Source organism: Pseudomonas sp. PDM21, from assembly GCF_014852505.2.
Taxonomy (GTDB): domain Bacteria; phylum Pseudomonadota; class Gammaproteobacteria; order Pseudomonadales; family Pseudomonadaceae; genus Pseudomonas.
The window spans coordinates 2641359-2665144 of sequence record NZ_CM181223.1 but is presented as its reverse complement, the minus strand read 5'-3'; the positions used below and the strand labels follow the sequence as shown (position 1 = coordinate 2665144).

The following is a 23786-nucleotide window of genomic DNA, read 5'->3' as shown; positions in this document are numbered from 1 at the left end:
AATTGCTCCCATCGCCTGAATTCAGAAAGACCGGATAGATGAACACCGAAGCCATCGCCACCCTTCGCGAGCAACTGCTCACCGCCCTGAACCCCGTCCCTGCGGAAACCCGCCGCCTGTTCCATGGCCGTGGCCGCCGCTGGCCGGGGCTGGAGCAGGTCACCGCCGACTGGCTGGAAGGCGTGCTGCTGGTGTCGCTGTTCCGCGAGCCGGGCGAAGACGAGCTGAGCGCGCTGCGGGCGATGCTGTTGGAACTGGCACAGGGCGACATCTGGCGCGCCACCGGCGCCCGCAGCCTGATGCTGCAGCACCGCTACACCCTGGAAAGCACCATGGAAGTGCTCCACGGCGAAGCCTTCGACGGCTGGCTGATCAGCGAACACGGCCTGCGCTACCAGCTGGACCTGGGCCGCAAGCAGAACAACGGCCTGTTCCTCGACATGCGCTACGGCCGCCAGTGGGTGCAGGCCAACTCCGCCGGGTTGCGCGTGCTCAATCTGTTCGCCTACACCTGCGGCTTCTCCGTGGCGGCGATGGCCGGCGGTGCGCAGAAGGTGGTCAACCTCGACATGGCCCGTGCCGCCCTCAGTCGTGGCCGCGACAACCACCGCCTGAACGGCCACGACCTGTCGAAGGTGAGCTTCCTCGACCATGACCTGTTCAAGTCCTGGGGCAAGGTGAAGAAATCCGGCCCGTACGACCTGATCATCATCGACCCGCCGAGCTTCCAGAAAGGCAGCTTCGTCCTCGACAAGGACTACGCCCGCGTCCTGCGCCGCCTGCCGGAACTGCTGGATGGCGCCGGCACCACCGTGCTGGCCTGCGTGAACGACCCAGGCATCGGCGTGGACTTCCTGCTCCGTGGCATGGCCGCCGAGGCGCCTCAGCTGCGCTTCATCGAACGCCTGGAAAACCCGCCGGAGTTTGCCGACATCGAGGAAGACAGCGGCCTCAAGGCGCTGGTGTTCCGCCTGGACTGATCCGGTGAAACAACGTGGGGCGTGAAGAGCTTCCGTAGGATGGCGTGGAGCGAAGCGATACCCATCGATCCTGCGCACCCCACCGCATGGGTATCGCAAGCTCCACCCATCCTACAAAAGCGTCCCTCGGCCGATGTCGGACATATCCCGATGAAAGGCCGTGCCAACCCTTGCGGCCAGGCCCCCATCACGCCATCCTTGCCACTGTATGTAAAACCAGTGCCAACCGATGTCCGCGCCGCTCGACCCCAGCCTCTACTACCTGACCAACTTCCACCGCGCCCTCGACTGGATCGACGAACGCTACGCCGACCTGCTTGACGCCGAGGAAGCCCGGTTCATCGCCGATTTCCGCGCGCTGCCGCTGCCGTCGCGGGCGCTGCTGGTGCGGCTGGTGATGCGCAAGGGGCCGCACTTTCGCGCCGGCAAGCTGAGCTACGCGGAGATCGGCGACATCCCCAGCGCCGCCGCGCCGCTGCTGGAACTGGGCTGGCTGGACGATGCCTACCCTCTCGCGCTGGAAGAGTTGCTGCCACTGCTGCTCAAGGACGAACTGCTCGCGCGCTTCCGCGCTGACCTGCCGCGCGGCGCGCTGAAGAAGGCCGAGCTCTACGAGCACCTGCACGCCTACCACGAGCAGGTACAACCCTTCGCCGGCTGGTACCCGGAGCTCGACCACCTCTACACGCTGATGGCAACGCCGTTGTGCGATCGCCTGCGTCTGCTGTTCTTCGGCAACCTGCAGCAGGACTGGTCCGAATTCGTCCTTGCCGACCTCGGCATCTTCCGTTACGAAACCGTCCCTTTCACTGCCGACTCCCGAGCCTTCCGCCGCCGCGATGACCTTGAGGCCTACATCCACCTGTGGAACGGCGCGGTGCGCTTCGAAACCGGCGAACCCATCGCCGAGCTGCTGGCCGAACTGGGTGACTTCCACAGCGACAACAGCTATCTGCAAGCCCGCCACGACCGCCTGCTGTACCGCATGGCCTACCAGCTGGAGCGCGAAGGTGAGCTGGACGCCGCCCTGGCGCTTTACCAACGCACCGCCGCCGGGGGCTCGCGACAGCGGCAGATTCGCGTGCTGGAACGTCTGCAACGCTTCGAGGAAGCCCACGCGCTGGTGCAAACCGCCCTGGCCGTGCCGGAAAGCGACGGCGAGCTGCAGTTGGTCGAGCGTGCGCTGACCCGGCTGGTCCGCCAGCTCGGGCTGCCAAAGGAAAAAACCGCCAAGGCCGCGCCGCCGCTGCGCATCGACCTGGAGCTGCCGCGCCCGGACGTCAACGTCGAATTCGCCGTGCAGGCCGTGCTTCACGAGGACGAAGCGCCGGTGTACTACGTGGAGAACGCGCTGATCTGCAGCCTGTTCGGCCTGCTCTGCTGGGACGTGATCTTCGCCCCGCTGCCCGGCGCCTTCTTCCACCCCTTCCAGGTCGGGCCCAGCGATCTCAACCGCAGCGACTTCGTCAGCCGCCGCGCGGAAGCCTTCGCCACACGCCTGGCATTGCTGGATAGCGACGCCTATCTCGCAGCCGTCCGCGAAACCTATGTTGCCAAGTCCGGCATCCTCTCGCCCTTCGTACACTGGGAGCTGCTCGACGAAAACCTGCTGGAGCAGGCCCTGCACTGCCTGCCGGCGGCGCACCTGAAGCTGTGGTTCGAGCGCCTGCTGGCCGACCCGAAGGCCAACCGCGCCGGCATGCCCGACCTGATCCAGTTCTGGCCCGCCCAGGCGCGCTACCGGATGATCGAGGTGAAAGGCCCCGGTGACCGCCTGCAGGACAACCAGAAGCGCTGGCTGGCCTTCTGCGCCGAGCACGGCATGCCGGTGGAGGTCTGCTACGTGCGCTGGCAGGGCGAGGCGGGCGAGGTCGAATGAGCTACGCCATCGCCGTACGCGCGCTCTGCGAATTCACCGCCAAGGAAGGTGACCTCGACCTGCGCTTCACCCCCGCCCCCACCGCCCAGGAAGGCATGGCCGGCCACGCCACGGTGGTCTCTCGGCGTGGCCTGGGCTACATCGCCGAACTGCCGCTGCGCGGCGAATACCCGGGGCTGGTGGTCAGCGGCCGCGCCGACGGCTACGACCCGAACGAAAACCTGCTGGAAGAGATCAAGACCCACCGCGGCGACGTCACGCGCATCCCGCAGAACCACCGGCTGCTGCACTGGGCGCAGGTGAAGGTATATGGCTGGCTGCTGTGCCAGACCCTGGAGATCGACGCCATCGATCTCGCCGTCGTCTACTTCAACGTCGTCACCCAGAAGGAAACCGAGTTCCGCGAGCGTTTCGCCGCCGCCGAGCTGCGCGCCTTCTTCGAGCTGCAATGCCAGCGCTTCGTGCAATGGGCCGAGCAGGAAAGTGCCCACCGCGTCGAGCGCGACCAGGGGTTGGAGACGCTGCGCTTCCCCTACGCCGATTTCCGCCAGGGCCAGCGCATGCTTGCCGAGTCGGTGTACCGCGCCGCCCGCGACGGCCAGACGCTGATGGCGCAGGCAACCACCGGCATCGGCAAGACCCTCGGCACGCTGTTCCCGCAGCTCAAGGCCTTCCCCGGCCAGCAGCTGGACCGCCTGTTCTTCCTCACCGCCAAGACCCCCGGCCGGCGCCTGGCGCTGGACGCCCTGGCGACTCTGCGTCAGCAGGAGGCCGCCCAGCCGCTGCGAGTGCTCGAACACGTCGCCCGCGACAAGGCCTGCGAGCACCCGGACAAGGCCTGCCACGGCGAATCCTGCCCGCTGGCCAAGGGGTTCTACGACCGCCTGCCCGCCGCCCGTGAGGCCGCGCTCAAGCAGTGCTGGCTGACCCAGGAGGCGGTGCGCACGGTGGCACTGGAGCACCAGGTCTGCCCGTACTACCTGAGCCAGGAGCTGTGCCGCTGGTCCGACGTGGTGGTGGGCGACTACAACTACTACTTCGACATGACCGCCCTGCTCTACGGCCTCACCGTGCTCAACGACTGGAAGGTCACCCTGCTGGTGGACGAGGCGCACAACCTCATCGAACGCGGGCGAGGCATGTACAGCGCCGAGCTGGATCAGGGCGAGTTCAACGCCCTGCGCAAGGTCGCCCCGGCCAAGCTGAAAAGTGCGCTGGAGCGCGTCGGCCGGCACTGGAACCAGCTGCACCAGGACCAGGACGTCGATTACCAGATCTACCCGACCATCCCCGACCTGTTCATCGCCGCGTTGCAGAAGGCCGTCAGCGCCATCACGGACCACCTCACCGACCAGCCCACCGGCAACGAGGCCGAGCTGTTGAGCTTCTATCTCAACGCCATGCTGTTCTGCCGGCTGGCCGAGGCCTACGGACCGCACTCGCTGTTCGACATCACCCGCCACGACGTCAGCGCGCGCCGCGCACTCTCGACCCTGTGCCTGCGCAACGTGGTGCCGGCGCCCTTCCTCGCCGAGCGCTTCAAGGTGGCCCACAGCACCACGCTGTTCTCCGCCACCCTGACCCCGGCCCACTACTACGCCGACCTGCTCGGCCTGCCCGAAGACACCGGCTGGCGCGAAGTGGAGTCACCCTTCCACGCCGAACAGCTGGAAGTCCACGCGCTGAGCAACCTGTCCACCCGCTACCAGCACCGCGAGGCCAGCCTCACGCCGATCAGCACCCTGATGGCGCGGCAGTTCCGTGCCCGTCCCGGCAATTACCTGGCCTTCTTCAGCAGCTACGCCTACCTGCAACAGGCGCTGGACCGCTTCACCGCCGAGCACCCGGACATCCCGCACTGGGCACAGTCGCGCAGCATGAACGAACTGGAGCGCCAGGCCTTCCTCGACCGCTTCACCACTGGCTCGCGCGGCATCGGTTTCGCCGTGCTCGGCGGCGCTTTCGGCGAGGGTATCGACCTGCCGGGCGAGCGCCTGATCGGCGCCTTCATCGCCACGCTGGGGCTGCCGCAGGTCAACGAGGTCAACGAAGAGATCAAGCAGCGCATGCAGGGGATGTTCGGCGACGGCTACGACTACACCTACCTGTTCCCCGGCTTGCAGAAGGTCGTCCAGGCGGCGGGCCGGGTAATCCGCACGCCGACGGATTCGGGGGTGATCTACCTGCTCGACGACCGCTTCAACCAGCCAGCGGTGCGGCGGTTGCTGCCGGGGTGGTGGAAGCCGGAGCGGCTGAAGTTCATCGCCGATCCGCCGCGATTCAAGGCGCCGCAGGGGTATCTGCTGCTGTAAGCCGTTGGGTGGTGCTCCTCCCTTCCTACGTCCGTGCTCCGCCGTGATGCAGGTGCGAGCGGAAACTCTGGTCGCGGTCAGGGCCCGCTCCTACAGTGAGTCCCAACGTCCGTCAGTCCAACCGCCATTGACGGCGCCTTCCCACCGGATAAACTGTATATACATACAGTATTATTCGAGTCATCCCATGCCCCTTCACCTCATCTCCCTCCCCCGGTCCTGCCGCCGGGCGCATGACCGTCGCCGTTCGCCGGCTGGGAGGCCGTGATGGGTAGCGTCGTCGCACTCGATACCCTGTTCCACCAGCGGCAGGTCTGGAAGGGCCAACCGCAAGGCCTGCCGCCCAGCCAGCAGCCCACCGGCCATGCGGAGCTGGACGCCGCCCTGCCCAGCGGTGGCTGGCCGGAAGCGGCGCTCAGCGAAATCCTCCTGGCTGCCGAAGGCACTGGCGAACTGCAACTGGTCTGGCCGACGCTCGCGCGACTCAGTGCAGCAGGCGAGCGCATCGTGCTGGTCGCACCACCCCACATCCCCTACCCGGCCGCCTGGCAGGCCGCCGGCGTCGCGCTGGAGCAGCTCGCCATCATCCAGGCGAGCGGTCGCGATGCGCTCTGGGCCGCCGAACAGTGCCTGCGCTCGGGAAGCTGTGGTGCTGTGCTGTGCTGGCCGCAGCAGGCCGATGACCGTGCCCTGCGCCGCCTGCAGGTGGCCGCCGAAACCGGGCAGACCCTGGCCATCGCCTACCGCCCGCAGCGCGAAGCGGTCAATCCGTCGCCCGCCGCGTTGCGCCTGGCGCTGGACGCCAATCCGACGCAGCTGCGCGTGCTCAAGTGCCGGGGTGGCCTGGCGCCGGCGCGGCCCATCCCGCTGCCCTGGCACTGACCATGCTCTGGGCCTGCATTCTCCTGCCTCAGCTGGCAATGGACGGCGTGCTGCGCGGCCGTCCCGAGCCGGACGCCGCCCTGGCGCTGCTCGCCGGGCCGACCCAGCGCCGCGTGCTGCAGGCGGTGAATCCAGCCGCGCTGGCGCTGGGGCTCAAGCCCGGCCAATCGCTCACCGCCGCCCAGGCCTTGAGCCGCGACTTCGCCACCGCCGAGTACGACCTGGGCGAGGTGCAGCGCTGGCAGAACCTGCTGGCCGCCTGGGCCTATGGCTTCAGCTCGCAGGTCAGCCAGCACTACCCGCGCGCACTGCTGCTGGAGGTGCAGTCCAGCCTGCAATTGTTCGGCCCCTGGCCGCGCTTCGAGGCACGCCTGCGCGAGGAGTTGAACGGGCTGGGCTTCCGCCACCGCATCACCGCCGCGCCCAACCCGGCCGCTGCGCGCATCCTCGCCAACGGCCACGACGGCCTGGCGATCCACGACAACCAGCAGCTGCGCCAGTACCTGGGCAGGATGCCGCTGGAGCGCCTGGGCCTGGGGCGCGACGCCGCCACCTCGCTGGGGCGCATGGGCCTGCGCAGCCTGCAGCAACTGCTCGCCCTGCCGCGCGAAAGCCTGGCCCGGCGCTTCCCGCCACAGCTGCTGCGACAGGTCGACACCCTGCTCGGCCAGCGCCCGCTGGCCCTGGAGTTCTACCGGCCGCCGGACTGTTTTGAGTCGCGTATCGAGCTGAACTTCGACGTGGAGTCCACCCAGGCGCTGCTGTTCCCGCTGCGCCGCCTGACCGCCGATCTCGCCGCCTTCCTCGCCGGACGCGACAGCGGCGTGCAGCGTTTCGTCCTCCATCTGGAGCACCACGAAGGCAGCGACACGCTGATGCCGGTCGGACTGCTCAGCGCCGAACGCGAGGCGACGATGCTCTTCGAGCTGACCCGTGGCCGCCTGGAGCAACTGCAACTGCGCGCCCCGGTGCACAGCGTGCGGCTGCTGGCCGACGACCTGCCGGCCTTCGTGCCGCAGCACCGCGAGCTGTTCGACGACCGCCCGCAACAATCGCTGCCCTGGGAACAGCTGCGCGAACGCCTGCGCGCACGCCTGGGCGACGACTCTGTGCATAGCCTCGGTGGCCGCGCCGACCATCGCCCGGAGCGCGCCTGGCATGGCAGCCCGACGCCGCTGCAAGCCATCATCGAGGCCCCGCGCCCCGGCTGGCTCCTGGCCGAGCCCCAGCCGCTGCGCGAGTTCGCCCCGGCCCTGCTGGCCGGCCCCGAGCGCATCGAATCCGGCTGGTGGGACGGCGAGGACATCCGCCGCGACTACTACCAGGTGCGCACCCGCAGCGGTCAGCACGCCTGGGTGTTCCGCCCGGTGGGCGACGACGGCCCGCTGCTGCTGCACGGCTGGTTCGCATGAGTGCGGAAAGTGAAAGCATCGGCTACGCCGAGCTGCACTGCCTGTCCAACTTCAGCTTCCAGCGCGGCGCCTCCAGCGCCGCCGAGCTCTTCGAGCGGGCGAAGAAGCTCGGCTACCGGGCACTGGCGATCACCGACGAATGCAGCCTGGCCGGCATCGTCCGCGCCTGGCAGGCGGCGAAGAAACACGAGATCGCGCTGATCACCGGCAGCGAACTGAGCATCGAGCAAGGCCCGAAGCTGGTGCTGCTGGCGGAGAACCTGGCCGGCTACGAGAACCTCTGCCGCCTGCTCACCCACGCCCGCCGCCGCGCCGAGAAAGGCAGTTACCGCCTGGTACGCACGGACTTCGACGGCAACCTCGACCACCTGCTGGCGATCTGGCTGCCGCGAGACGAGCAGGACGACGACGGCCGCTGGCTGCGCGGGCTTTTCCCCGAGCGCCTGTGGCTGGGCGTCGAGCTGCACAAGGGCCCGGACGACGCCGGCAAGCTGCGGCGCCTGCAGGAACAGGCCGCACGCCTGGAGATTCCCGCCGTGGCCTGCGGTGACGTGCACATGCACGCCCGTGGCCGCCGCGCCCTGCAGGACTGCATGACCGCCATCCGCCAGCACCTGCCGGTGCACGAGGCCGGCCAGCACCTCTATCCCAATGGCGAACGCCATCTGCGGCCGAGGGAGACGCTGGCGTCGATCTACCCGGCCGAACTGCTGGCGGAGACATTGAAGATCGCCGGGCGCTGCACCTTCGACTTGAGCGATCTGAAGTACCAGTACCCGCGCGAACTGGTACCCGAAGGCCATACGCCCACCTCCTGGCTGCGCGAGAAGACCGAGGAAGGCATCCGGCGCCGCTGGCCGGACGGCGAGACCGAGAAGGCGCGCGCGCAGGTGGAATACGAGCTGGAGCTGATCGCCGAGCTGGGCTACGACAGCTACTTCCTCACCGTCCACGACATAGTCGCCTTCGCCCGTCGCCAGAGCATCCTCTGCCAGGGGCGCGGCTCGGCGGCCAACTCGGTGGTCTGCTTCGCCCTCGGTATCACCGAGCTGGACCCGTCCAAGGCCAGGCTGCTGTTCGAACGCTTCATCTCCCGCGAGCGCAACGAGCCGCCAGACATCGACGTCGACTTCGAACACGACCGCCGCGAGGAAGTCATCCAGTACGTGTTCCAGCGCTACGGCCGCAGCCGTGCCGCGCTCACCGCCGTGGCCAGTACCTACCGCGGCGCCGGCGCGGTGCGCGACGTGGCCAAGGCGCTGGGCCTGCCACCGGACCAGGTCGGCGCGCTGGCCGACTGCTGTGGCGCCTGGAGCCGCGAGGCGCCGCCGCCCGAACGCCTGCTGGAGGCTGGCTTCGACCCGGAAAGCCCGATCCTGCGCCGCGTGCTGGCCCTGACCGGGCAACTGATCGGCTTCCCCCGGCACCTGTCGCAGCACCCCGGCGGCTTCGTCATTTCCCAGCAGCCACTGGAAACCCTGGTGCCGGTGGAGAATGCGGCGATGCCCGAGCGCACCCTGATCCAGTGGGACAAGGACGACCTCGACGCCGTCGGCCTGCTCAAGGTCGACGTCCTCGCCCTCGGCATGCTCAGCGCCCTGCGCCGCTGCTTCAACCTGGTCGCCGGCTATCGTGGCCAGCAGTGGACCCTGGCGACGCTGCCGCAGGAGTGCGCGAAGACCTACGAAATGATCAGCCGCGCTGACACCGTGGGCGTGTTCCAGATCGAGTCCCGCGCGCAGATGGCCATGCTGCCGCGGCTGCGGCCCGAAACCTTCTACGACCTGGTGATCGAAGTGGCCATCGTCCGTCCCGGCCCGATCCAGGGCGACATGGTCCATCCCTACCTGCGCCGGCGGAACAAGGAGGAAAAGGTCGAGTACCCGCACGAAGAGCTGATCCCGATCTTCGAACGCACCCTGGGCGTGCCGCTGTTCCAGGAACAGGTGATGGAGCTGGCGGTGGTTGCTGCCGAATACACGCCCGGAGAAGCCGACCAACTGCGTCGTTCCATGGCTGCCTGGAAACGCCATGGCGGGCTGGAGCCGCACCGCCAGAGATTGTCCGAACGCATGGGCGCGAAGGGCTACAAGCAGGAATACATCGACCGCATCTTCGAGCAGATCAAGGGCTTCGGCAGCTACGGCTTCCCCGAATCCCACGCCGCCAGCTTCGCCCTGCTCACCTACGCCAGCTGCTGGTTGAAATGCCACGAGCCGGCGGCCTTCACCTGCGCGCTGATCAACAGCTGGCCCATGGGTTTCTACAGCCCCGACCAGTTGCTGCAGGACGCCCGCCGCCACGGCCTGGAGATTCGCCCGGTGGACGTGCGCCACAGCCACTGGGACTGCATCCTGGAACCTATCGCCGAACGCCAGCCGGCGATCCGCCTCGGCCTGCGCATGGTGCGCGGGCTGCGTGAGGACGTCGCCAACGCCGTGGCCCGGGCGCGCGAGCAACGCCCCTTCGCCGATGTCGCCGACCTCTGCCTGCGTGCCCATCTCGACGGCCGCGCCCGTGAACAGCTGGCCGACGCCGGCGCCCTGCGCGGCCTCGCCGGCCACCGGCACAAGGCGCGCTGGGCGATCGCCGGGGTCGAGCCGCAGCTGCCGCTGTTCGCCGGCCAGGCTACCGAGGAAGCGCCGGTCAGCCTGCCGTTGCCCAGCCGCGGCGAAGACCTGCTCACCGACTACGCGACCCTTGGCACCACCCTCGGCCCGCACCCCATGACCCTGCTGCGCGGTGCCCTCAAGGCCCGTCGCTGCCGCAGTTCAAGGGAACTGGCCAGCCTGGAAGCCGACCGCCCGGTGCGCGTCGCCGGCCTGGTCGTCGGCCGCCAGCGCCCCGGCACGGCCAGCGGCGTCACCTTCGTCACCCTGGAAGACGAGTTCGGCATGATCAACGTGATCGTCTGGCGCGACCTCGCCGAACAGCAGCGCCGCCCCTTCCTCAGTGCCCGCCTGATGCAGGTGGACGGCACCCTGGAAGCCAAGGACGGCGTGCGCCATGTGATCGCCGGGAGGCTGACGGACCTGAGTGAGCTACTGGAGGGGCTGGATGTGCGGAGTCGGGATTTCCATTGAGCCAGCACAGGAGTTCAGCCTACGAAGAGCGCTCAGCAACGTAGGGCGCATAACCCGGAACGGGTTATGCGCCAGTGCCGGCGGATAACGCCTCAGGCGTTATTCGCCCTACATGACTCCATCCTGATGCTTATGTGCTGGGCCTGTCGCAGGCATGGCCAGCTCCTGCAAGTCGACCGCGCACAACCCCTGTAGGACCGGGGGCGCCTAGTCCATACCCGCGAAAAGCGGACAAAGTCCGCACTGACATGCCACGCCAGCCCCACTGGTGCCCTACCCCGAACAACGCCACAATGACCCGCACTCCAGCATCGGACCCAGCATGATCACCCTCCGCCACATCGAAGTCTTCCGCGCGGTCATGACCACCGGCAGCGTCACCCGCGCGGCGGCGTTCCTGCATACCAGCCAGCCCACCGTCAGCCGCGAGTTGGCGAGACTGGAGCAACTGGTCGGCTTCGAGCTGTTCCTGCGCGAGCGTGGGCGGCTTGCGCCGACGGCGCGGGCGCTGATGCTGTTCGAGGAGGTGGAGCGTTCCTTCACCGGGCTGGACCGCATCGTCGCCTTCGCCGACAGCCTCGGGCAGTTCGCCGAGGGCAAGTTCTCCATCGGCTGCCTGCCGGCGCTGACCCAGGCGCTGCTGCCCGAAGCCTGCAAGCGCTTCAGCCGGGAGAACCCGGCCATCAGCCTGGAGGTGGCGGCGCTGGAGTCGCCGCACCTGGAAGAGGCACTCAGCGCCCAGCACCACGACATCGGCCTGATCGAGAACGACGACACCCCGCGCGGCACCGAGCTGCAACCGCTACTGGCAGTGGACGAGGTGTGCATCCTCCCGGACGGGCATCCGCTGCTGACCCGCGAGCGCCTGGAGGCGGAGGATTTCGCCGGCCAGCCCTTCGTCAGCCTGGCCACCAGCGACCGCTACCGGCACCTGATCGACGCCGTGTTCCTCGGCGCCGGCGTGCAGCGGCAGATGCAGGTGGAAACCCACAGCGCCGTCTCGGTGTGCAGCATGGTCCGCGCCGGCCTGGGCCTGGCCGTGGTCAACCCGATCACCGCGCTGATGTTCCGGGACCAGGGCATCCAGCTGCGCCCGCTGGCCTTCTCGCTGCCGTTCCAGGTCAGCGTGGCGAAACCGCTGTACCGCCCCGCTACGCCGCTGCGCGAGCGCTTCGTGGCGGCACTTCAGGCAGAGGCTGGCGTGCTGGTACAGCGCCTGCGCGAAGCCGGCGTGGGCTGCACCCTATATCAAAATTGAATTGATCCGATAACAAGCGGCATTATTCAGCCATGCAAAGGGCCGGTAGACTAGCGCCATCTACCTTCGGAGCCCATTCATGACTTTCCTCGCCCTGCCCCGTGCCGAACAGCTCGCCCTGCAATTCGGCACCCCGCTGTGGATCTACGACGCAGCCACCATCCGCGGCCAGATCGAGCGCCTGAAGAGCTTCGACATCATACGCTTCGCCCAGAAGGCCTGCTCCAACCTGCACATCCTGCGCCTGATGCGCGAACAGGGGGTGAAGGTCGATGCGGTATCCCAGGGCGAACTTCTGCGCGCCCTGGCCGCTGGCTACTCGTGCCGCGAGGATGAGTCCGAGATCGTCTTCACCGCCGACCTGCTGGACCGCACCACCCTGGAAACCGTGGTCGAGCACGGCATCCCCGTGAACGCCGGCTCCATCGACATGCTCCGCCAGCTGGGCGAAGTCGCCCCCGGTCATCCGGTGTGGCTGCGCATCAACCCCGGCTTCGGCCACGGCCACAGCAACAAGACCAACACTGGCGGCGAACACTCCAAGCACGGCATCTGGCACAGCGACCTGCGCGCCGCCCTGGACGTGATCGGCGAGCGCGGCCTGCGCCTGGTCGGCCTGCACATGCACATCGGTTCGGGCGTCGACTACGGCCACCTGGCTCAGGTCGGCGAAGCCATGCTCGGTCTGGTTCAGCAGGTGAAGGACGCCGGCCACGACCTGTCCGGCATCTCCGCCGGCGGCGGCCTGTCCATCCCCTACCGCGCCGGCGATCCTGAAGTGGACACCGCGCACTACTTCCAGCTGTGGGACAAGGCGCGCAAGGCCGCCGAAGCCGTGGTCGGCCACCCGCTGCACCTGGAGATCGAACCGGGCCGCTACCTGGTCGCCCAGTCCGGCTGCCTGCTCAGCGAAGTGCGCGCCACCAAGGACGCCGGCCGCAACCACTTCGTGCTGGTGGACGCCGGCTTCAACGAGCTGATGCGCCCGTCCATGTATGGCAGCTACCACGGCATCCGCGTACTGGCCGGCGACGTCGCCAGCCGCGAGGTAATCGACACCGTGGTGGCCGGCCCGCTGTGCGAGTCCGGCGACGTGTTCACCCAGGGCGACGGTGGCGTGGTCATCCCCCGGGCCCTGCCGCGTGCCCAGGTCGGCGACCTGCTGCTGATCGAGGACACCGGCGCCTATGGCGCATCCATGTCGTCCAACTACAACAGCCGCCCGCTGATCGCCGAGGTGCTGCTCGAAGGCGCCGAGGCGAAGCTGATCCGCCGCCGCCAGCGCGTGGAAGAGCTGCTGGCCCTGGAAGAAGACCTGGGCTGATTCCCGCCGTCACGATCCGCCGGCCCTGCCGGCGGGTCGCGGGTGTGGCCCGCCCTCTACCGGAAGCGTCCGCCCCTCACCGATCGATACGCGTCGACAGAATGATCGACGACATCGTCCGCTCCACCCCGTCCAGTGCGCCGATGCGGTCCAGCACCGCGTCCAGGTCACGGATCGACAGCGCCTCGACTATCACGATCATGTCGAAGTTGCCGCTCACCGAATGCAGCGTCTTCACTTCGGCAATCTTCTCCAGCGCCTGCACCACCTGGTGTGACAGCTTGGGCAGCGCCGTCACCAGCACGTGGGCGCGCACCAGTGACTGCGCGTAGCTGTCCGACACCTTGATCGAATAGCCGGTGATGACGCCCTGCTGCTCCAGCCTTTCGATGCGGCTCTGCACCGTGGAGCGCGACACCCCGAGCTTGCGTGCCAGCTCCGAGATCGACTCGCGGGCGTTGGCACGCAGCAGGTTCAGCAAGGCTGCGTCGGCGTTTTTCGTCATATTGCTCATGGTATTGGTCAATCTGCCTGAAAGCTCTCGCCAATCTTGCAGATTGTCAGGTTCATTTCAACGACGGCCTTTGCAATAGTGGACGCCACGGCGAGCCCAGACGGCTCGCCATTTCTTTGCCCGCGCGCCATCCATCGACTGGTCCCTGCGGGCCGCGAAAAGCCTTGCCAAGCTGGTGCTACAAGCCGGCACGTCGAATAAAAAGGAAGCCTCCAATGCTCAAGAACCGCCACCCCCACACCCCCGGCAAGAAACCGGTGACCATCTTCGGCCCGGACTTCCCCTTCGCCTTCGACGACTGGATCGAGCACCCCGCCGGCCTGGGCAGCATCCCCGCCGAGAAGCACGGGCAGGAAGTGGCCATCGTCGGCGCCGGCATTTCCGGCCTGGTGGCGGCCTACGAGCTGATGAAGATGGGCTTGAAGCCGGTGGTCTATGAAGCGTCGAAGATGGGTGGCCGGCTGCGTTCGGAAACCTTCGAAGGCGCCGACGGCATCATCGCCGAGCTGGGCGGCATGCGCTTCCCGGTCTCCAGCACCGCCTTCTACCACTACGTCGACAAGCTCGGCCTGGAAACGAAACCCTTCCCCAACCCGCTGACCCCGGCCTCGGGCAGCACCGTGGTCGACCTGGAAGGCACCAGCCACTACGCCGAGAAGATGGCCGACCTGCCGGAGATCTTCCGCGAAGTCGCCCAGGCCTGGGCCGAGGCGCTGGAAGACGGCGCACGCTTCTCCGAGGTCCAGGACGCGCTGCGCGAGCGCGACACGGTCAAGCTGAAAGCCCTGTGGGACGAGCTGGTGCCCAAATGGGACGACCGCACCTTCTACGACTTCGTCGCCACCTCCAAGGCCTTCTCGCGCCTGTCCTACCGCCACCGCGAAATCTTCGGCCAGGTCGGTTTCGGCACCGGCGGCTGGGACTCGGACTTCCCCAACTCCATGCTGGAAATCTTCCGCGTGGTGATGACCAACTGCGACGACCACCAGCATCTGGTGGTGGGCGGCGTCGAGCAGGTGCCGCGCGGCATCTGGAGCCATGTGCCGGAGAAATGCGCGCACTGGCCTGCCGGTACTTCCCTGGCCAGCCTGCACAACGGCGCGCCGCGTCCGGGCGTGAAGAAGATCGCTCGCGCCGCCGACGGCACCTTCGCCGTCACCGACTACTGGGGTGACACCCGCCACTACGCGGCCGTCCTGGCGACCTGCCAGACCTGGCTGTTGACCACCCAGATCGAGTGCGAGGAAGCACTGTTCTCGCAGAAGATGTGGATGGCCCTGGACCGCACCCGCTACATGCAGTCCTCGAAGACCTTCGTGATGGTCGACCGGCCGTTCTGGAAGGACAAGGACCCGCAGACCGGCCGCGACGTGATGAGCATGACCCTCACCGACCGCCTCACCCGCGGCACCTACCTGTTCGACAACGGCGACGACAAGCCGGGGGTGATCTGCCTGTCCTACTCCTGGATGAGCGACGCCATGAAGATGCTCCCGCACCCGGTGGAGAAGCGCGTGCAGCTTGCGCTGGATGCATTGAAGAAGGTCTACCCGAAGGTCGACATCGCCGGCCACATCATCGGCAACCCGATCACCGTGTCCTGGGAGGCCGACCCGCACTTCCTCGGCGCCTTCAAGGGCGCGCTGCCGGGTCACTACCGCTACAACCAGCGCATGTACGCGCACTTCATGCAGGACGACATGCCCGCCGAGCAGCGCGGCATCTTCATCGCCGGCGACGATGTGTCCTGGACCCCGGCCTGGGTGGAAGGCGCGGTGCAGACCTCGCTGAACGCCGTGTGGGGCATCATGAAGCACTTCGGCGGCGCGACCCATCCGGAAAACCCCGGCCCCGGCGACCGCTTCGCCGAACTGGGTCCGATGGAACTGCCGGACTGATCCGCGCCACTCCCCTGCCTTGACTGAACAGCGGCTCGCGCGGGGCCGGGATCGGGTGCAAACTGCCTGATCCCGGCCTTGCGCGTTTCGAAGGAGAACACCATGTACCTCGCCCTCTACCAGTGCCCACCCGGCCCCGACGACGTCGCCGGCAACCTGCGCCGCCTGGAGCAGGCCGCGCAACAGGCGGTGCAGAACGGTGCGGACCTGCTGGTGCTGCCGGAGATGTACCTGTCCGGCTACAACATCGGCGCGAAGCGTGTCGCGGAACTTGCGGAAAGCTGCGACGGCCCGTCGGCCCTGCGCATCGCCGAGATCGCCCGCGAGCACAAGCTCGGCATCCTCTACGGCTATCCCGAACGTGACGGCGACGCCATCTTCAACAGCGTGCAGCTGATCGACCGGCAGGGCGAACGCCGCGCCAACTACCGCAAGACCCACCTCTACGGCGACCTCGACCGCAGCCAGTTCAGCGCCTCCGATGAGCCGCCGGCGATCTTCGAGCTCGACGGCTGGAAGGTCGGCCTGCTGATCTGTTTCGACGTGGAATTCCCCGAGGCCGTGCGCACGCTCGCTTTGGCCGGCGCGGATGTCGTGCTGGTGCCCACTGCGAACATGCGCCCGTACGAATTCGTCGCCCAGGTGCTGGTGCCGACCCGCGCCTACGAGAACCAGGTGTTCCTGGCCTACGCCAACTACGTCGGCAGCGAGGGCGAAATCGAGTACTGCGGCCTGAGCAGCATCGTCGCCCCGGATGGCCAGGTGCTGACCAAGGCCAAGCAAGGCGAGGAGTTGCTGGTGGCCGAGCTGGACCCGCACCGCATAGCCCTGGCGCGCGAGGGGTACAGCTATGTACACCTGCGGCGGCCGGTGCTGTATCGCAGTTGAAAAAAGCCCGGCTGATGCCGGGCTTTCTTTTGCCCAAGAACAATCGTAGGGCGGATAACGCCACCGGCGTTATGCGCCCTACGGGTACGACTTCCCGGTTGTATCGCGGTGGCAGGCCTGGCAGCTGCGCACCGGTCCGCTGGCGTGAAACGCCTGCAGGCGCTGCAGGTGGCAGCTCTGGCAGAGCTGGTGGAAATCCGCCTCGATGCGCACGGCCAGCGCCGGGCTCTGCTTGTGGCAGAGGATGCAGCTGCGGTTGCCGGAGACCGAGGGCGACTGGTCCTGGTAGTCGTGGTGGCAGGTAATGCAGTTTACCGAGGCGTGCGGCTCATGGGGGAACGCCAGCGGCATCAGCGGGCGGCTGCGTTGCCAGTGCTCGTGGGCGAACCACGCCCCCGCCGACAGCGCCACGGCAGCGGTGACGCCAAGTCCGATCCAGATACGCCTCACAGCGGCAGCTCCAGATTCGCCAGCAGACTGTAGAGCGCCGACAGGCCGATGATCGCGCCGCTGGCCGCCAGCGCGATCCAGATGGCGCGTTGCGCCGTGTTGCGCTTGCGACCGCTGATACCGTTGACGGGCTTGGGCAGGCGCGGCCAGGCAGCCACCGCCAGCATCAGCGCCACCAGCAAGGCGCCCTTCCAGACTCCGCCGCTGTAGTAGCCCGCACCGAGCACATGGACAGCCATCAGCGACAGGGCGAGAAAACTGCCGCCGTAATGCCAGCGGCGGAACGAAGCGGCGCTGCTGCTCCAGCGCGGGCGGACGCGGCTCAGGCTGGAAACCGCCAGCACCAGCATCAGGATCGCCGACGCCAGCCCGGCCAGCATGTAGCCTGGGGCGGATGGCAGCAGGTCCTCGACCAGCAGCGGCTCATCGATCAGCAGCACGACGATGTGCAGTAGCAGCAACGCGACGGCAGCAAAGCCCAGGTCACGGTGCAGGCGCAGGAAGAACTTGCCCTCATAGCGAGGGCGCGGTTGCGGGCGACCACCGATGACGAACAGCAGCCCCAGCAGGCAGGCGCCGAGCAGCCCGGCGGCGTTGGCGAAATCCCAGGCATAGCCGAGCCCCGGCATGGCGCCGAGGCCAAGCAGGACGGCGACCGGCAGCAGGCAACCGAGCGCCAGGCGCGCGATCAGCGCAGGCATGGGGGACTCCGAACGAGGGACGGTCGCAGGAGGCTAGCAAGCGCCGACCAGGCGCGCGTGTCGATCCCTGCCAGACGAATTGCCGGCTCTGCCACACCCTGTAGGAGAGAGATTGCTCACGAACCGACGCCGGCATCTGCCGGGATCGTACTGCCACCCTGTAGGAGCGCCCCATGGGCGCGATCGCGGGCATGGCCCGCTCCTACACTGGGCTCCGTAACCCGCCAGGAAACGCCAAGCAGGATGGTGTGGAGCGCAGCGATACCCTTCAATCCGCACACCAGCAGCATGGGTATCGCTGCGCTCCACCCATCCTACAAGAGCGGTTCGGCTTACAGGTCCAGCACCAGCCGCGCCGACCTGGCGCGAGACACGCAGGCGCAGATCTGCTTGTTGGCGGCCTTTTCCTTGTTCGACAGGCAGTTGTCGCGGTGCTCCGGCTCGCCCTCCAGCACTTCGACGATGCAGGTGCCGCAGATGCCCTCGCGGCACTCGGTATCGATGTCGCAGCCATGGGCCTGCAGCACGTCCACCAGCGTCGAGTCCGCCGGTACGTGAAGCACCACGCCGGAGCTGGCCAGTTCCACTTCGAAGGAACCGGTCGGCGCCGCGTTGGCAGCCGGGTCGGCCTGGAAGTGTTCCAGGTGGATGGCGTCCTCCGGGCGGCTGCGCGCAGCGATCTCCACCACCTTGTTCATGAACGGCGCCGGGCCGCAGGTGTAGACATGGGCCTGTTGCGGCGCACGCTCCAGGCACTCGCCCAGCACGCGGCCGAGGTCGGCGGGTTCGACGCCGTAGTGAAGCTCCACCTTGCCGGCGAAGGCCTCGCTGGCCAGCAGTTCGACGAAGGCCGCGTGCTCGGCCGAACGGGCGAAGTAATGCAGGCGATAGGACTCGCCCCTGGCGTTCAGGCGGTAGGCCATGCTCAGCAGCGGCGTGACGCCGATGCCGGCGGCGAACAGCACGTGCTCGCGCGCTTCGGGCGCCAGGCGGAACAGGTTGCGCGGCGCGCCGATGTCCAGCTCCATGCCTTCGCGCACTTCGTGCAGCGCGCTGGAGCCGCCACGGGAGGCGCCTTCCTTCTTGATCGCTACCAGATAGGCCGCGCGGTCATCCGGCGGGCTGCACAGCGAATACTGGCGCGTCACCCCGGTGGGGCCGGTGACGTCGACGTGGGCGCCCGGCTCGTAGGCGTCGAACGGCTGGCCATCACAACGTACGAGGCGCAAGGAACGGATGTCCTGCGCTTCCTCGACGATCCTTTCGATTCTGACCTTCATCATGGCGTTACCTGCAAGGCGTTGAGTGCGGGCTCTGTGGCCCCTTTCCGGCCTCTTTTTCACGAGCGGACGGGTTGTCGATGTTGCTCTGGAGAGAGGTTTCCTCTCTCCGATTGATTGGTTTCGGAGCAAGGGCGCTGCCCTCACCCCAGCCCTCTCCCGGAGGGAGAGGGAGCAGAATGTGCCGGCTGACGATGCGGTTTCATCCTGCTCCGGACGGGACGGTCCCCTCTCCCTTCGGGAGAGGGTTAGGGTGAGGGGGCTTGAAGCCCATCACCCATGCCAGGACCGAGCGCAGGGCGGATAACGCGCAGCGTTATCCGCCGATCACTCAGCCTGAAGCCTCAGCGCATGAACAACCCGCCATTGATATCCCAGCAGGCGCCCGTCACCGATCCGGCGTTCTCCGCGCAGAGCAGCAGCACGCTGTCGGCGATGAAGGTCGCGTCGCCCAGGCGGCCGGTGGGGATGGTCTTGAGGATCAGTTCCAGGCGCTCGGGCGCCACGCTCTCGTAGACCACCGGCAAGTCCAGCGGCCCCGGCGAGATGGCATTGACGGTCACGCCCTGCCCCGAGAGTTCGCGGGCGAACACCTTCGTCAGGGTCGCCACGCCGCCCTTGGCCGCCGCATAGTGGCCGCCGGTGGCGGTGCCGCCGTTCTGTCCGGCCAGCGAGGCGATGTTGACGATGCGGCCATAGCCGCGCGCCGCGAAGTGCGTGCCGAACACCTGGCAGGCGACGAAGGTGCCGCGCAGGTTCACCGCCATGGAGGCGTCGAAGTCCTCCGGGCTGATGTCCATGAGCGCGGCCACCTTCGACATCCCGGCGTTGTTCACCAGGATGTCGGTGCCACCCCAGCGCTCGGCAAGCAGGTCACGGGCGCGTTCGAAATCGGCTTTCTCTCGCGCGTCCAGCTTCAACCCGACAGCCGTGCGGCCCTCGGGGTCGAGTTCGTCGGCCAGTCGCTGTACCGCTTCTTCGTTCAGGTCGGCCAGCGCCACGCGCAGGCCGGCAGCGTGCAGGCGGCGCGCAATGACTTCACCCAGCCCGCGTGCGGCGCCGGTTACCAGGGCTACTCGTTGCATGGTGCGGCCCTCAGAGCAGGAAGCCGAGCGCGTTGAGCGCGTCTTCGGCATTGATCAGGCGGATCACCTTGCGCTCCAGTCGCGGCTGGCCGTCATTGAGGCGGATGCGGTGATTCAGGTCGGCAATGAACGGAGTCGCCACACCGCGCTTGTAGGCGTAGAGCACCTGCGCCGAGTTCACCTCGACCAGGTCACCCGCCGCTTCCACCAGGGAAAAGCGCGAGATGGTACGCACGGTCTTCGCCGCGTCCACCGCCGACGGCGAATGGCCGCCGGTGAGGCGTTCGATACGCAGGGCGCGCATGCGCGCGTCGTCGAAGACGTAGTTCAGGCGCGAGGCGAAGTCATCGTCTTCTCCGTCGATCGGCACCACGTAGACGCCGTCCTCGCTCCACAGCTGCGACCACTGTGCGTAGTCCTTGCGGTCCAGCAGTTCGGCTTCGCGCCAGACGAATTCGATGGCCTTGGCCAGCGGGCCGGAGAAGCCGTTCAGGGTGTCGTTGCTCATTGGCTCATCATCCTTTTCCACATCTGGTACGCCTCGCGCATGCCGCCTTCGTCGGTGGCGTGGGAGACCTTGTCGCCGTTTTCGGCGACCACTTCGCGGTTCAGGCCACGGTTGACCAGGATCGGCGCGTCGACGCCGGCGTAGGACCCACGCTGCACGCGGTCCCAGGCCTCGGCGTCATCCGGGCTGCCGAAGCCGAACGGGCCCTGGAAGTGCTCGTGGATGCGCATGCGCTCGCGGTTGGCGATTTCCGGGCCGCCGTCCATGCCCAGCGCGACGTGGCGAATTTCGGTCTCGGTGACGGAGATCGGCCGCAGCACGCGGAAGAACGACATGGACATGGCCACGTTGGGGAACAGGTTGAGGTTGAAGCCGGCGCCGTGCAGCGAACGGACGATGCGGCGCACCTGTTCCGGCGGCATGGTTTTCGACAGTTCCTCGGTGACGTGGGCGAAGCGCTCCTGGAGCTGCTCGGTGCCGTCGTCGTGGTCGAGGTCGACGTGCTCGGGAACCATCACCATCACGCTGTGGCCGTTGCCCAGGGCGTGGGTCACCGCCTGCTCGTCGCTCATGAACGAGAGCATCTCTTCGGTCTCTTCATCCACCGAGGACATGAACGACTTGTGCACGATGGGGAAGTGGTAGCCGTCGGTGGTGTTCTCCAGCTGGATCTTCCAGTTGCCGCGGAAGGTGAACTTGTGTTCGCCCTGGGTCTTGATCGGGTAGCCGGCGCCCTGCTTCATGAACAGGTCCATCCAGTGCTTCGCCCCGCCGAGGAATTCTTCGAGCGGCTCGATGTCATCGTTGTAGGTGGCGAACACCATGCCGGCGTAGCTCTCCACACGCAGGCTGGTCAGCGGCAGCTCGGACTTGTCGAGGATGTCCTCGTAGCCGTCCGGGTACGGCAGCGCGCGCAGCTTGCCGTCCAGCGCATAGGACCAGCTGTGGTACGGGCAGGTGAAACCGGTGGCGTTGCCCTTGTGCTTCTCGCACACGGTGGCGCCGCGGTGGCGGCAGCGGTTTTCCAGGACGTTGATCGTGCCCTTCTTGTCGCGCACCACGATCACCGGGCGGCGACCGACGCTGGTGGTCTTGAAGTCGCCGGCGTCGCGCACTTCGCTTTCGTGGGCGACCCACACCCAGGTGCGGTAGAAGATCTTGTCCATCTCCGCTTCGAACAGCTGCGGGTCGTTGTACAGCGAAACATCGACGCGGTCGTCGCCGACCAGCTCTTCGACGCTGCGCGACCGGGCGATCAGCCGGTATTCGTGAGCGCTCATGCCCATCTCCTCATGCCGATTTCTTATGTTTTTGCGCAGGCCGCGTGGCAGCCAGGCTGTGTTCGAGTTGCGCGCCGAAGGCACACACACGTTCGTCGTCGCCCTTGCGGCCGACGATCTGCAGGCCGACTTTCAGCCCGCCGCAATCCAGGTCCACCGGCACGGTCAGCGCCGGGTGTCCGCTCAGGTTGAAAGGCCGTACCAGGGGCGTCATGCCGGCCACGGACTTGCCGTTGCGCGCATCGCTGAGCAGCGGCGGCAGGTCGGGCATGGTCGGCAACAGCAGGACTTCGAAGTCCTCCAGCGCGGCGTCGATGGCGCGGGTGAAACCGTCGCGCACCTTCTCCGCTTCGGCGCGCTCGGCGTCGGTGGTGCGGCTGGCCAGCAGCAGGCGCTGCTCGACATCGGCGCCGATCAGGCCCTTGCCGGTCAGCGCCGCATAAGCGGCCCAGTTCTCGTGGTTGATCACCACCAGCCCGGCCTGGAAGGCCGCCTCGAACTCGCCGAGGAACAGGTGGCTGCGGCGCCAGCCGGCGCGGTCGGCGGCGGCACCCAGGCAAGCCTGGATGTGCGGCGCCGATGGCACTTCGAGGAAGGCCACGCGGGCACCCTCGCCCGGCATCCGCACCTCGCCGAAGCCGGGGCAGATGACCTGCATGGCGGCGATCAGGTCGGCCATGTTGGCGGCGAACGGGCCGACGCAGTCCAGGCTGCTCTGCGCCGGATGCACGCCGTCGCGGCTGACCCGGCCGAAGGTCGGCTTCAGCCCGGCGATGCCACAGCAGGCCGCCGGTACGCGGACCGACCCGCCGGTATCAGTGCCCAGGGCGATATCCGCCAGCCCGGCCGCCACGGCAGACGCGGAACCGCTGGACGAGCCGCCCGGCACGCGGTCGGGCGCCATCGGGTTGATCGGCGTGCCGGTCCAGTCGTTGATGCCGGTGACGCCGAAGGCCAGTTCGTGAAGGTTGGTCTTGCCGACGATCTGCCAGCCGGCGTTGAGCACGGCGTCGACGACGAAGGCGTTGCGCTCGGCTGGCGCGGCATCGGCCAACGCGCGGGTGCCGCAACGGGTCGGGTAGCCGGCGATGTCGATGCTGTCCTTGACCGCGACGCGCTTGCCGCCGTTGCCGAGGAGGAACTCGCTGACGAAAGTGCTCATGGACGGGTCTCCTCTGCGCTGCCCAGCAGGCGCTGCGACAGGCGCTGGGTGCGGAAGTGACTGATCTGCCAGCGCCCGTCGATCTCGCGGAAATCGATGTCCAGGCGCGTGCCGAACAGCTCGGTGTGCCCCTCGGCGTAGGTCGAAAGCTGCTGCATGATCCATTGCCCACGAGCGGTGCGACCGTCGACGCGGATCGACTCGCTGGTGAGGAAGTGCAGGTTCAGCGTGAAGTGCGGCGACGGCGGCAGGTAGCCGAAGACGAACGCGGCAATCGCCTCGCGGCCCTGGTGATGACCGAAGGTCTGCGCCGTGGAAGAGCCGATGCCCTCCCACACCGCGTCCTCGCTGAACAGCTCGGCCAGCTCGCTCATCGCCACCGGCGCATGCGGCACGTCGCAGAGGTCCATGTAGCGGGCCATCAACCGGCGCACCTGGCTTTCCCCTTCGAGGGTCTCCAAGCGGCGGTTCAGCTCGGCCATGCTCAGGCTGCTCATGGCTCAGGTCCGCGCGGCTTCGGGAATGGTCAGCGGGCGGCCGATGCGCGCCTCGACCTTGGCGTACTTCCACAGGCTGTACTCGCCCACCGGAGTGGTGCGGAACAGGTTGCAGGCGTCGATCACGGTCTGGTGGCAGTCCACGTCGGCCATGATGTAGACGGTCCAGGGCGAGGTAGTGGACGGGCCGACCATCAGGCGGTCGTCATCCAGCACGCCGAGCACGTTCATGCCCGGCAACGCGCCGAGGTCGCCCATCATCTGCGAGAAGCCCTTCCACACGGTGATGCCTTCACCGGTGGGCAGGTCGAAGAACGGCTGGGCGATGCCGATGCAGAACAGTACGCGCAAGGGTTCGGTGGTGGGACGGGTCATGGCTCGGTCCTTAATTTT

Annotated in this window: 20 protein-coding genes; 10 read left to right on the top strand and 10 right to left on the bottom strand. The window is 67.6% G+C overall.

The window, feature by feature from the left end:
• Nucleotides 1–38: 38 nt before the first annotated feature.
• From IB275_RS12565 to lysA, 8 genes are all read left to right on the top strand, one after another.
• A complete protein-coding gene (locus IB275_RS12565; RefSeq protein ID WP_192295244.1) occupies nucleotides 39–980 on the top strand; it encodes a class I SAM-dependent methyltransferase in 942 nt (313 codons plus the stop codon).
• A 229-nt stretch (nucleotides 981–1209) separates the two neighbouring features.
• Nucleotides 1210–2859: a VRR-NUC domain-containing protein gene (locus tag IB275_RS12560; protein ID WP_192295243.1), complete on the top strand. Its 1650-nt coding sequence runs from the start codon at nucleotides 1210–1212 to the stop codon at nucleotides 2857–2859.
• Nucleotides 2856–5171: an ATP-dependent DNA helicase gene (locus IB275_RS12555; protein ID WP_192295242.1), complete on the top strand. Its 2316-nt coding sequence runs from the start codon at nucleotides 2856–2858 to the stop codon at nucleotides 5169–5171. The genes IB275_RS12560 and IB275_RS12555 overlap by 4 nt, the downstream gene beginning before the upstream one ends.
• A 267-nt stretch (nucleotides 5172–5438) precedes the next feature.
• Nucleotides 5439–6053: a translesion DNA synthesis-associated protein ImuA gene (gene imuA, locus IB275_RS12550; RefSeq protein ID WP_192295241.1), complete on the top strand. Its 615-nt coding sequence runs from the start codon at nucleotides 5439–5441 to the stop codon at nucleotides 6051–6053.
• 2 nt (nucleotides 6054–6055) lie between these two features.
• Nucleotides 6056–7465 (top strand): Y-family DNA polymerase, encoded by a 1410-nt coding sequence (locus IB275_RS12545; RefSeq protein WP_192295240.1) that lies wholly within the window; start codon nucleotides 6056–6058, stop codon nucleotides 7463–7465.
• Nucleotides 7462–10548: an error-prone DNA polymerase gene (locus IB275_RS12540; RefSeq protein ID WP_192295239.1), complete on the top strand. Its 3087-nt coding sequence runs from the start codon at nucleotides 7462–7464 to the stop codon at nucleotides 10546–10548. The genes IB275_RS12545 and IB275_RS12540 overlap by 4 nt, the downstream gene beginning before the upstream one ends.
• Before the next feature lie 322 nt (nucleotides 10549–10870).
• Nucleotides 10871–11806, top strand: coding sequence for a LysR family transcriptional regulator (locus IB275_RS12535; protein WP_192295238.1), 936 nt, complete (start codon nucleotides 10871–10873; stop codon nucleotides 11804–11806).
• 79 nt (nucleotides 11807–11885) lie between these two features.
• Nucleotides 11886–13130 carry a diaminopimelate decarboxylase gene (lysA, locus tag IB275_RS12530; protein ID WP_192295237.1) on the top strand — a complete coding sequence of 415 codons (1245 nt, stop codon included), beginning with the start codon at nucleotides 11886–11888 and terminating at the stop codon, nucleotides 13128–13130.
• Nucleotides 13131–13206: 76 nt separating this feature from the next.
• On the opposite strand, the gene IB275_RS12525 is transcribed toward lysA, so the two are convergent.
• The gene (locus IB275_RS12525; RefSeq protein WP_201765472.1) at nucleotides 13207–13644 is read right to left on the bottom strand and encodes an Lrp/AsnC family transcriptional regulator; all 438 of its coding nucleotides are present in this window, start codon (nucleotides 13642–13644) and stop codon (nucleotides 13207–13209) included.
• Between the two features lie 215 nt (nucleotides 13645–13859).
• On the opposite strand from IB275_RS12525, the gene IB275_RS12520 reads away from it, so the two are divergent.
• Together IB275_RS12520 and IB275_RS12515 are read left to right on the top strand one after the other, a co-directional pair.
• Nucleotides 13860–15542, top strand: coding sequence for a flavin monoamine oxidase family protein (locus IB275_RS12520; RefSeq protein WP_192295236.1), 1683 nt, complete (start codon nucleotides 13860–13862; stop codon nucleotides 15540–15542).
• A gap of 102 nt (nucleotides 15543–15644) precedes the next feature.
• On the top strand, nucleotides 15645–16430 hold the full coding sequence (locus IB275_RS12515) for a carbon-nitrogen hydrolase family protein (RefSeq protein ID WP_081516817.1): 786 nt from the start codon (nucleotides 15645–15647) through the stop codon (nucleotides 16428–16430).
• A gap of 78 nt (nucleotides 16431–16508) precedes the next feature.
• Here the strand turns inward: IB275_RS12515 and IB275_RS12510 are convergent, their stop codons facing one another.
• The 9 genes from IB275_RS12510 to IB275_RS12470 all read right to left on the bottom strand — a co-directional run bounded on the left by IB275_RS12510 (nucleotide 16509) and on the right by IB275_RS12470 (nucleotide 23768).
• Nucleotides 16509–16880, bottom strand: a complete 372-nt coding sequence (locus IB275_RS12510; RefSeq protein WP_192295235.1) for a cytochrome c3 family protein — start codon at nucleotides 16878–16880, stop codon at nucleotides 16509–16511.
• On the bottom strand, nucleotides 16877–17581 hold the full coding sequence (locus IB275_RS12505) for a ferric reductase-like transmembrane domain-containing protein (RefSeq protein WP_192295234.1): 705 nt from the start codon (nucleotides 17579–17581) through the stop codon (nucleotides 16877–16879). Before IB275_RS12505 ends, IB275_RS12510 begins: the two co-directional genes overlap by 4 nt.
• Nucleotides 17582–17913: 332 nt before the next feature.
• Nucleotides 17914–18864: a PDR/VanB family oxidoreductase gene (locus tag IB275_RS12500; protein ID WP_192295233.1), complete on the bottom strand. Its 951-nt coding sequence runs from the start codon at nucleotides 18862–18864 to the stop codon at nucleotides 17914–17916.
• A 341-nt stretch (nucleotides 18865–19205) separates the two neighbouring features.
• The gene (locus tag IB275_RS12495; protein ID WP_192295232.1) at nucleotides 19206–19946 is read right to left on the bottom strand and encodes an SDR family NAD(P)-dependent oxidoreductase; all 741 of its coding nucleotides are present in this window, start codon (nucleotides 19944–19946) and stop codon (nucleotides 19206–19208) included.
• Between the two features lie 10 nt (nucleotides 19947–19956).
• Nucleotides 19957–20454 carry an aromatic-ring-hydroxylating dioxygenase subunit beta gene (locus tag IB275_RS12490; protein ID WP_192295231.1) on the bottom strand — a complete coding sequence of 166 codons (498 nt, stop codon included), beginning with the start codon at nucleotides 20452–20454 and terminating at the stop codon, nucleotides 19957–19959.
• Nucleotides 20451–21734, bottom strand: coding sequence for an aromatic ring-hydroxylating oxygenase subunit alpha (locus IB275_RS12485; RefSeq protein ID WP_192295230.1), 1284 nt, complete (start codon nucleotides 21732–21734; stop codon nucleotides 20451–20453). The genes IB275_RS12490 and IB275_RS12485 overlap by 4 nt, the downstream gene beginning before the upstream one ends.
• Before the next feature lie 10 nt (nucleotides 21735–21744).
• On the bottom strand, nucleotides 21745–22896 hold the full coding sequence (locus IB275_RS12480) for an amidase (RefSeq protein WP_192295229.1): 1152 nt from the start codon (nucleotides 22894–22896) through the stop codon (nucleotides 21745–21747).
• Entirely contained in the window at nucleotides 22893–23393 is a 501-nt protein-coding gene (locus IB275_RS12475) for a nuclear transport factor 2 family protein (protein WP_405307951.1), read from the bottom strand. The genes IB275_RS12480 and IB275_RS12475 overlap by 4 nt, the downstream gene beginning before the upstream one ends.
• 3 nt (nucleotides 23394–23396) lie before the next feature.
• Nucleotides 23397–23768: a hypothetical protein gene (locus IB275_RS12470; RefSeq protein WP_045207771.1), complete on the bottom strand. Its 372-nt coding sequence runs from the start codon at nucleotides 23766–23768 to the stop codon at nucleotides 23397–23399.
• Nucleotides 23769–23786 lie beyond the last annotated feature (18 nt).

Bases quoted from the DNA above. Each gene is read 5' to 3' on its own strand.
- IB275_RS12520 (WP_192295236.1), top strand. From the start codon at position 13,860: ATGCTCAAGAACCGCCACCCCCACACCCCCGGCAAGAAACCGGTGACC.
- IB275_RS12545 (WP_192295240.1), top strand. From the start codon at position 6,056: ATGCTCTGGGCCTGCATTCTCCTGCCTCAGCTGGCAATGGACGGCGTG.
- IB275_RS12540 (WP_192295239.1), top strand. From the start codon at position 7,462: ATGAGTGCGGAAAGTGAAAGCATCGGCTACGCCGAGCTGCACTGCCTG.
- IB275_RS12470 (WP_045207771.1), bottom strand. From the start codon at position 23,768: ATGACCCGTCCCACCACCGAACCCTTGCGCGTACTGTTCTGCATCGGC.
- IB275_RS12565 (WP_192295244.1), top strand. From the start codon at position 39: ATGAACACCGAAGCCATCGCCACCCTTCGCGAGCAACTGCTCACCGCC.
- IB275_RS12525 (WP_201765472.1), bottom strand. From the start codon at position 13,644: ATGAGCAATATGACGAAAAACGCCGACGCAGCCTTGCTGAACCTGCTG.
- IB275_RS12515 (WP_081516817.1), top strand. From the start codon at position 15,645: ATGTACCTCGCCCTCTACCAGTGCCCACCCGGCCCCGACGACGTCGCC.
- IB275_RS12485 (WP_192295230.1), bottom strand. From the start codon at position 21,734: ATGAGCGCTCACGAATACCGGCTGATCGCCCGGTCGCGCAGCGTCGAA.
- IB275_RS12535 (WP_192295238.1), top strand. From the start codon at position 10,871: ATGATCACCCTCCGCCACATCGAAGTCTTCCGCGCGGTCATGACCACC.
- IB275_RS12475 (WP_405307951.1), bottom strand. From the start codon at position 23,393: ATGAGCAGCCTGAGCATGGCCGAGCTGAACCGCCGCTTGGAGACCCTC.
- IB275_RS12505 (WP_192295234.1), bottom strand. From the start codon at position 17,581: ATGCCTGCGCTGATCGCGCGCCTGGCGCTCGGTTGCCTGCTGCCGGTC.
- IB275_RS12480 (WP_192295229.1), bottom strand. From the start codon at position 22,896: ATGAGCACTTTCGTCAGCGAGTTCCTCCTCGGCAACGGCGGCAAGCGC.
- IB275_RS12500 (WP_192295233.1), bottom strand. From the start codon at position 18,864: ATGATGAAGGTCAGAATCGAAAGGATCGTCGAGGAAGCGCAGGACATC.
- IB275_RS12555 (WP_192295242.1), top strand. From the start codon at position 2,856: ATGAGCTACGCCATCGCCGTACGCGCGCTCTGCGAATTCACCGCCAAG.
- IB275_RS12495 (WP_192295232.1), bottom strand. From the start codon at position 19,946: ATGCAACGAGTAGCCCTGGTAACCGGCGCCGCACGCGGGCTGGGTGAA.
- IB275_RS12490 (WP_192295231.1), bottom strand. From the start codon at position 20,454: ATGAGCAACGACACCCTGAACGGCTTCTCCGGCCCGCTGGCCAAGGCC.
- lysA (WP_192295237.1), top strand. From the start codon at position 11,886: ATGACTTTCCTCGCCCTGCCCCGTGCCGAACAGCTCGCCCTGCAATTC.
- imuA (WP_192295241.1), top strand. From the start codon at position 5,439: ATGGGTAGCGTCGTCGCACTCGATACCCTGTTCCACCAGCGGCAGGTC.
- IB275_RS12560 (WP_192295243.1), top strand. From the start codon at position 1,210: ATGTCCGCGCCGCTCGACCCCAGCCTCTACTACCTGACCAACTTCCAC.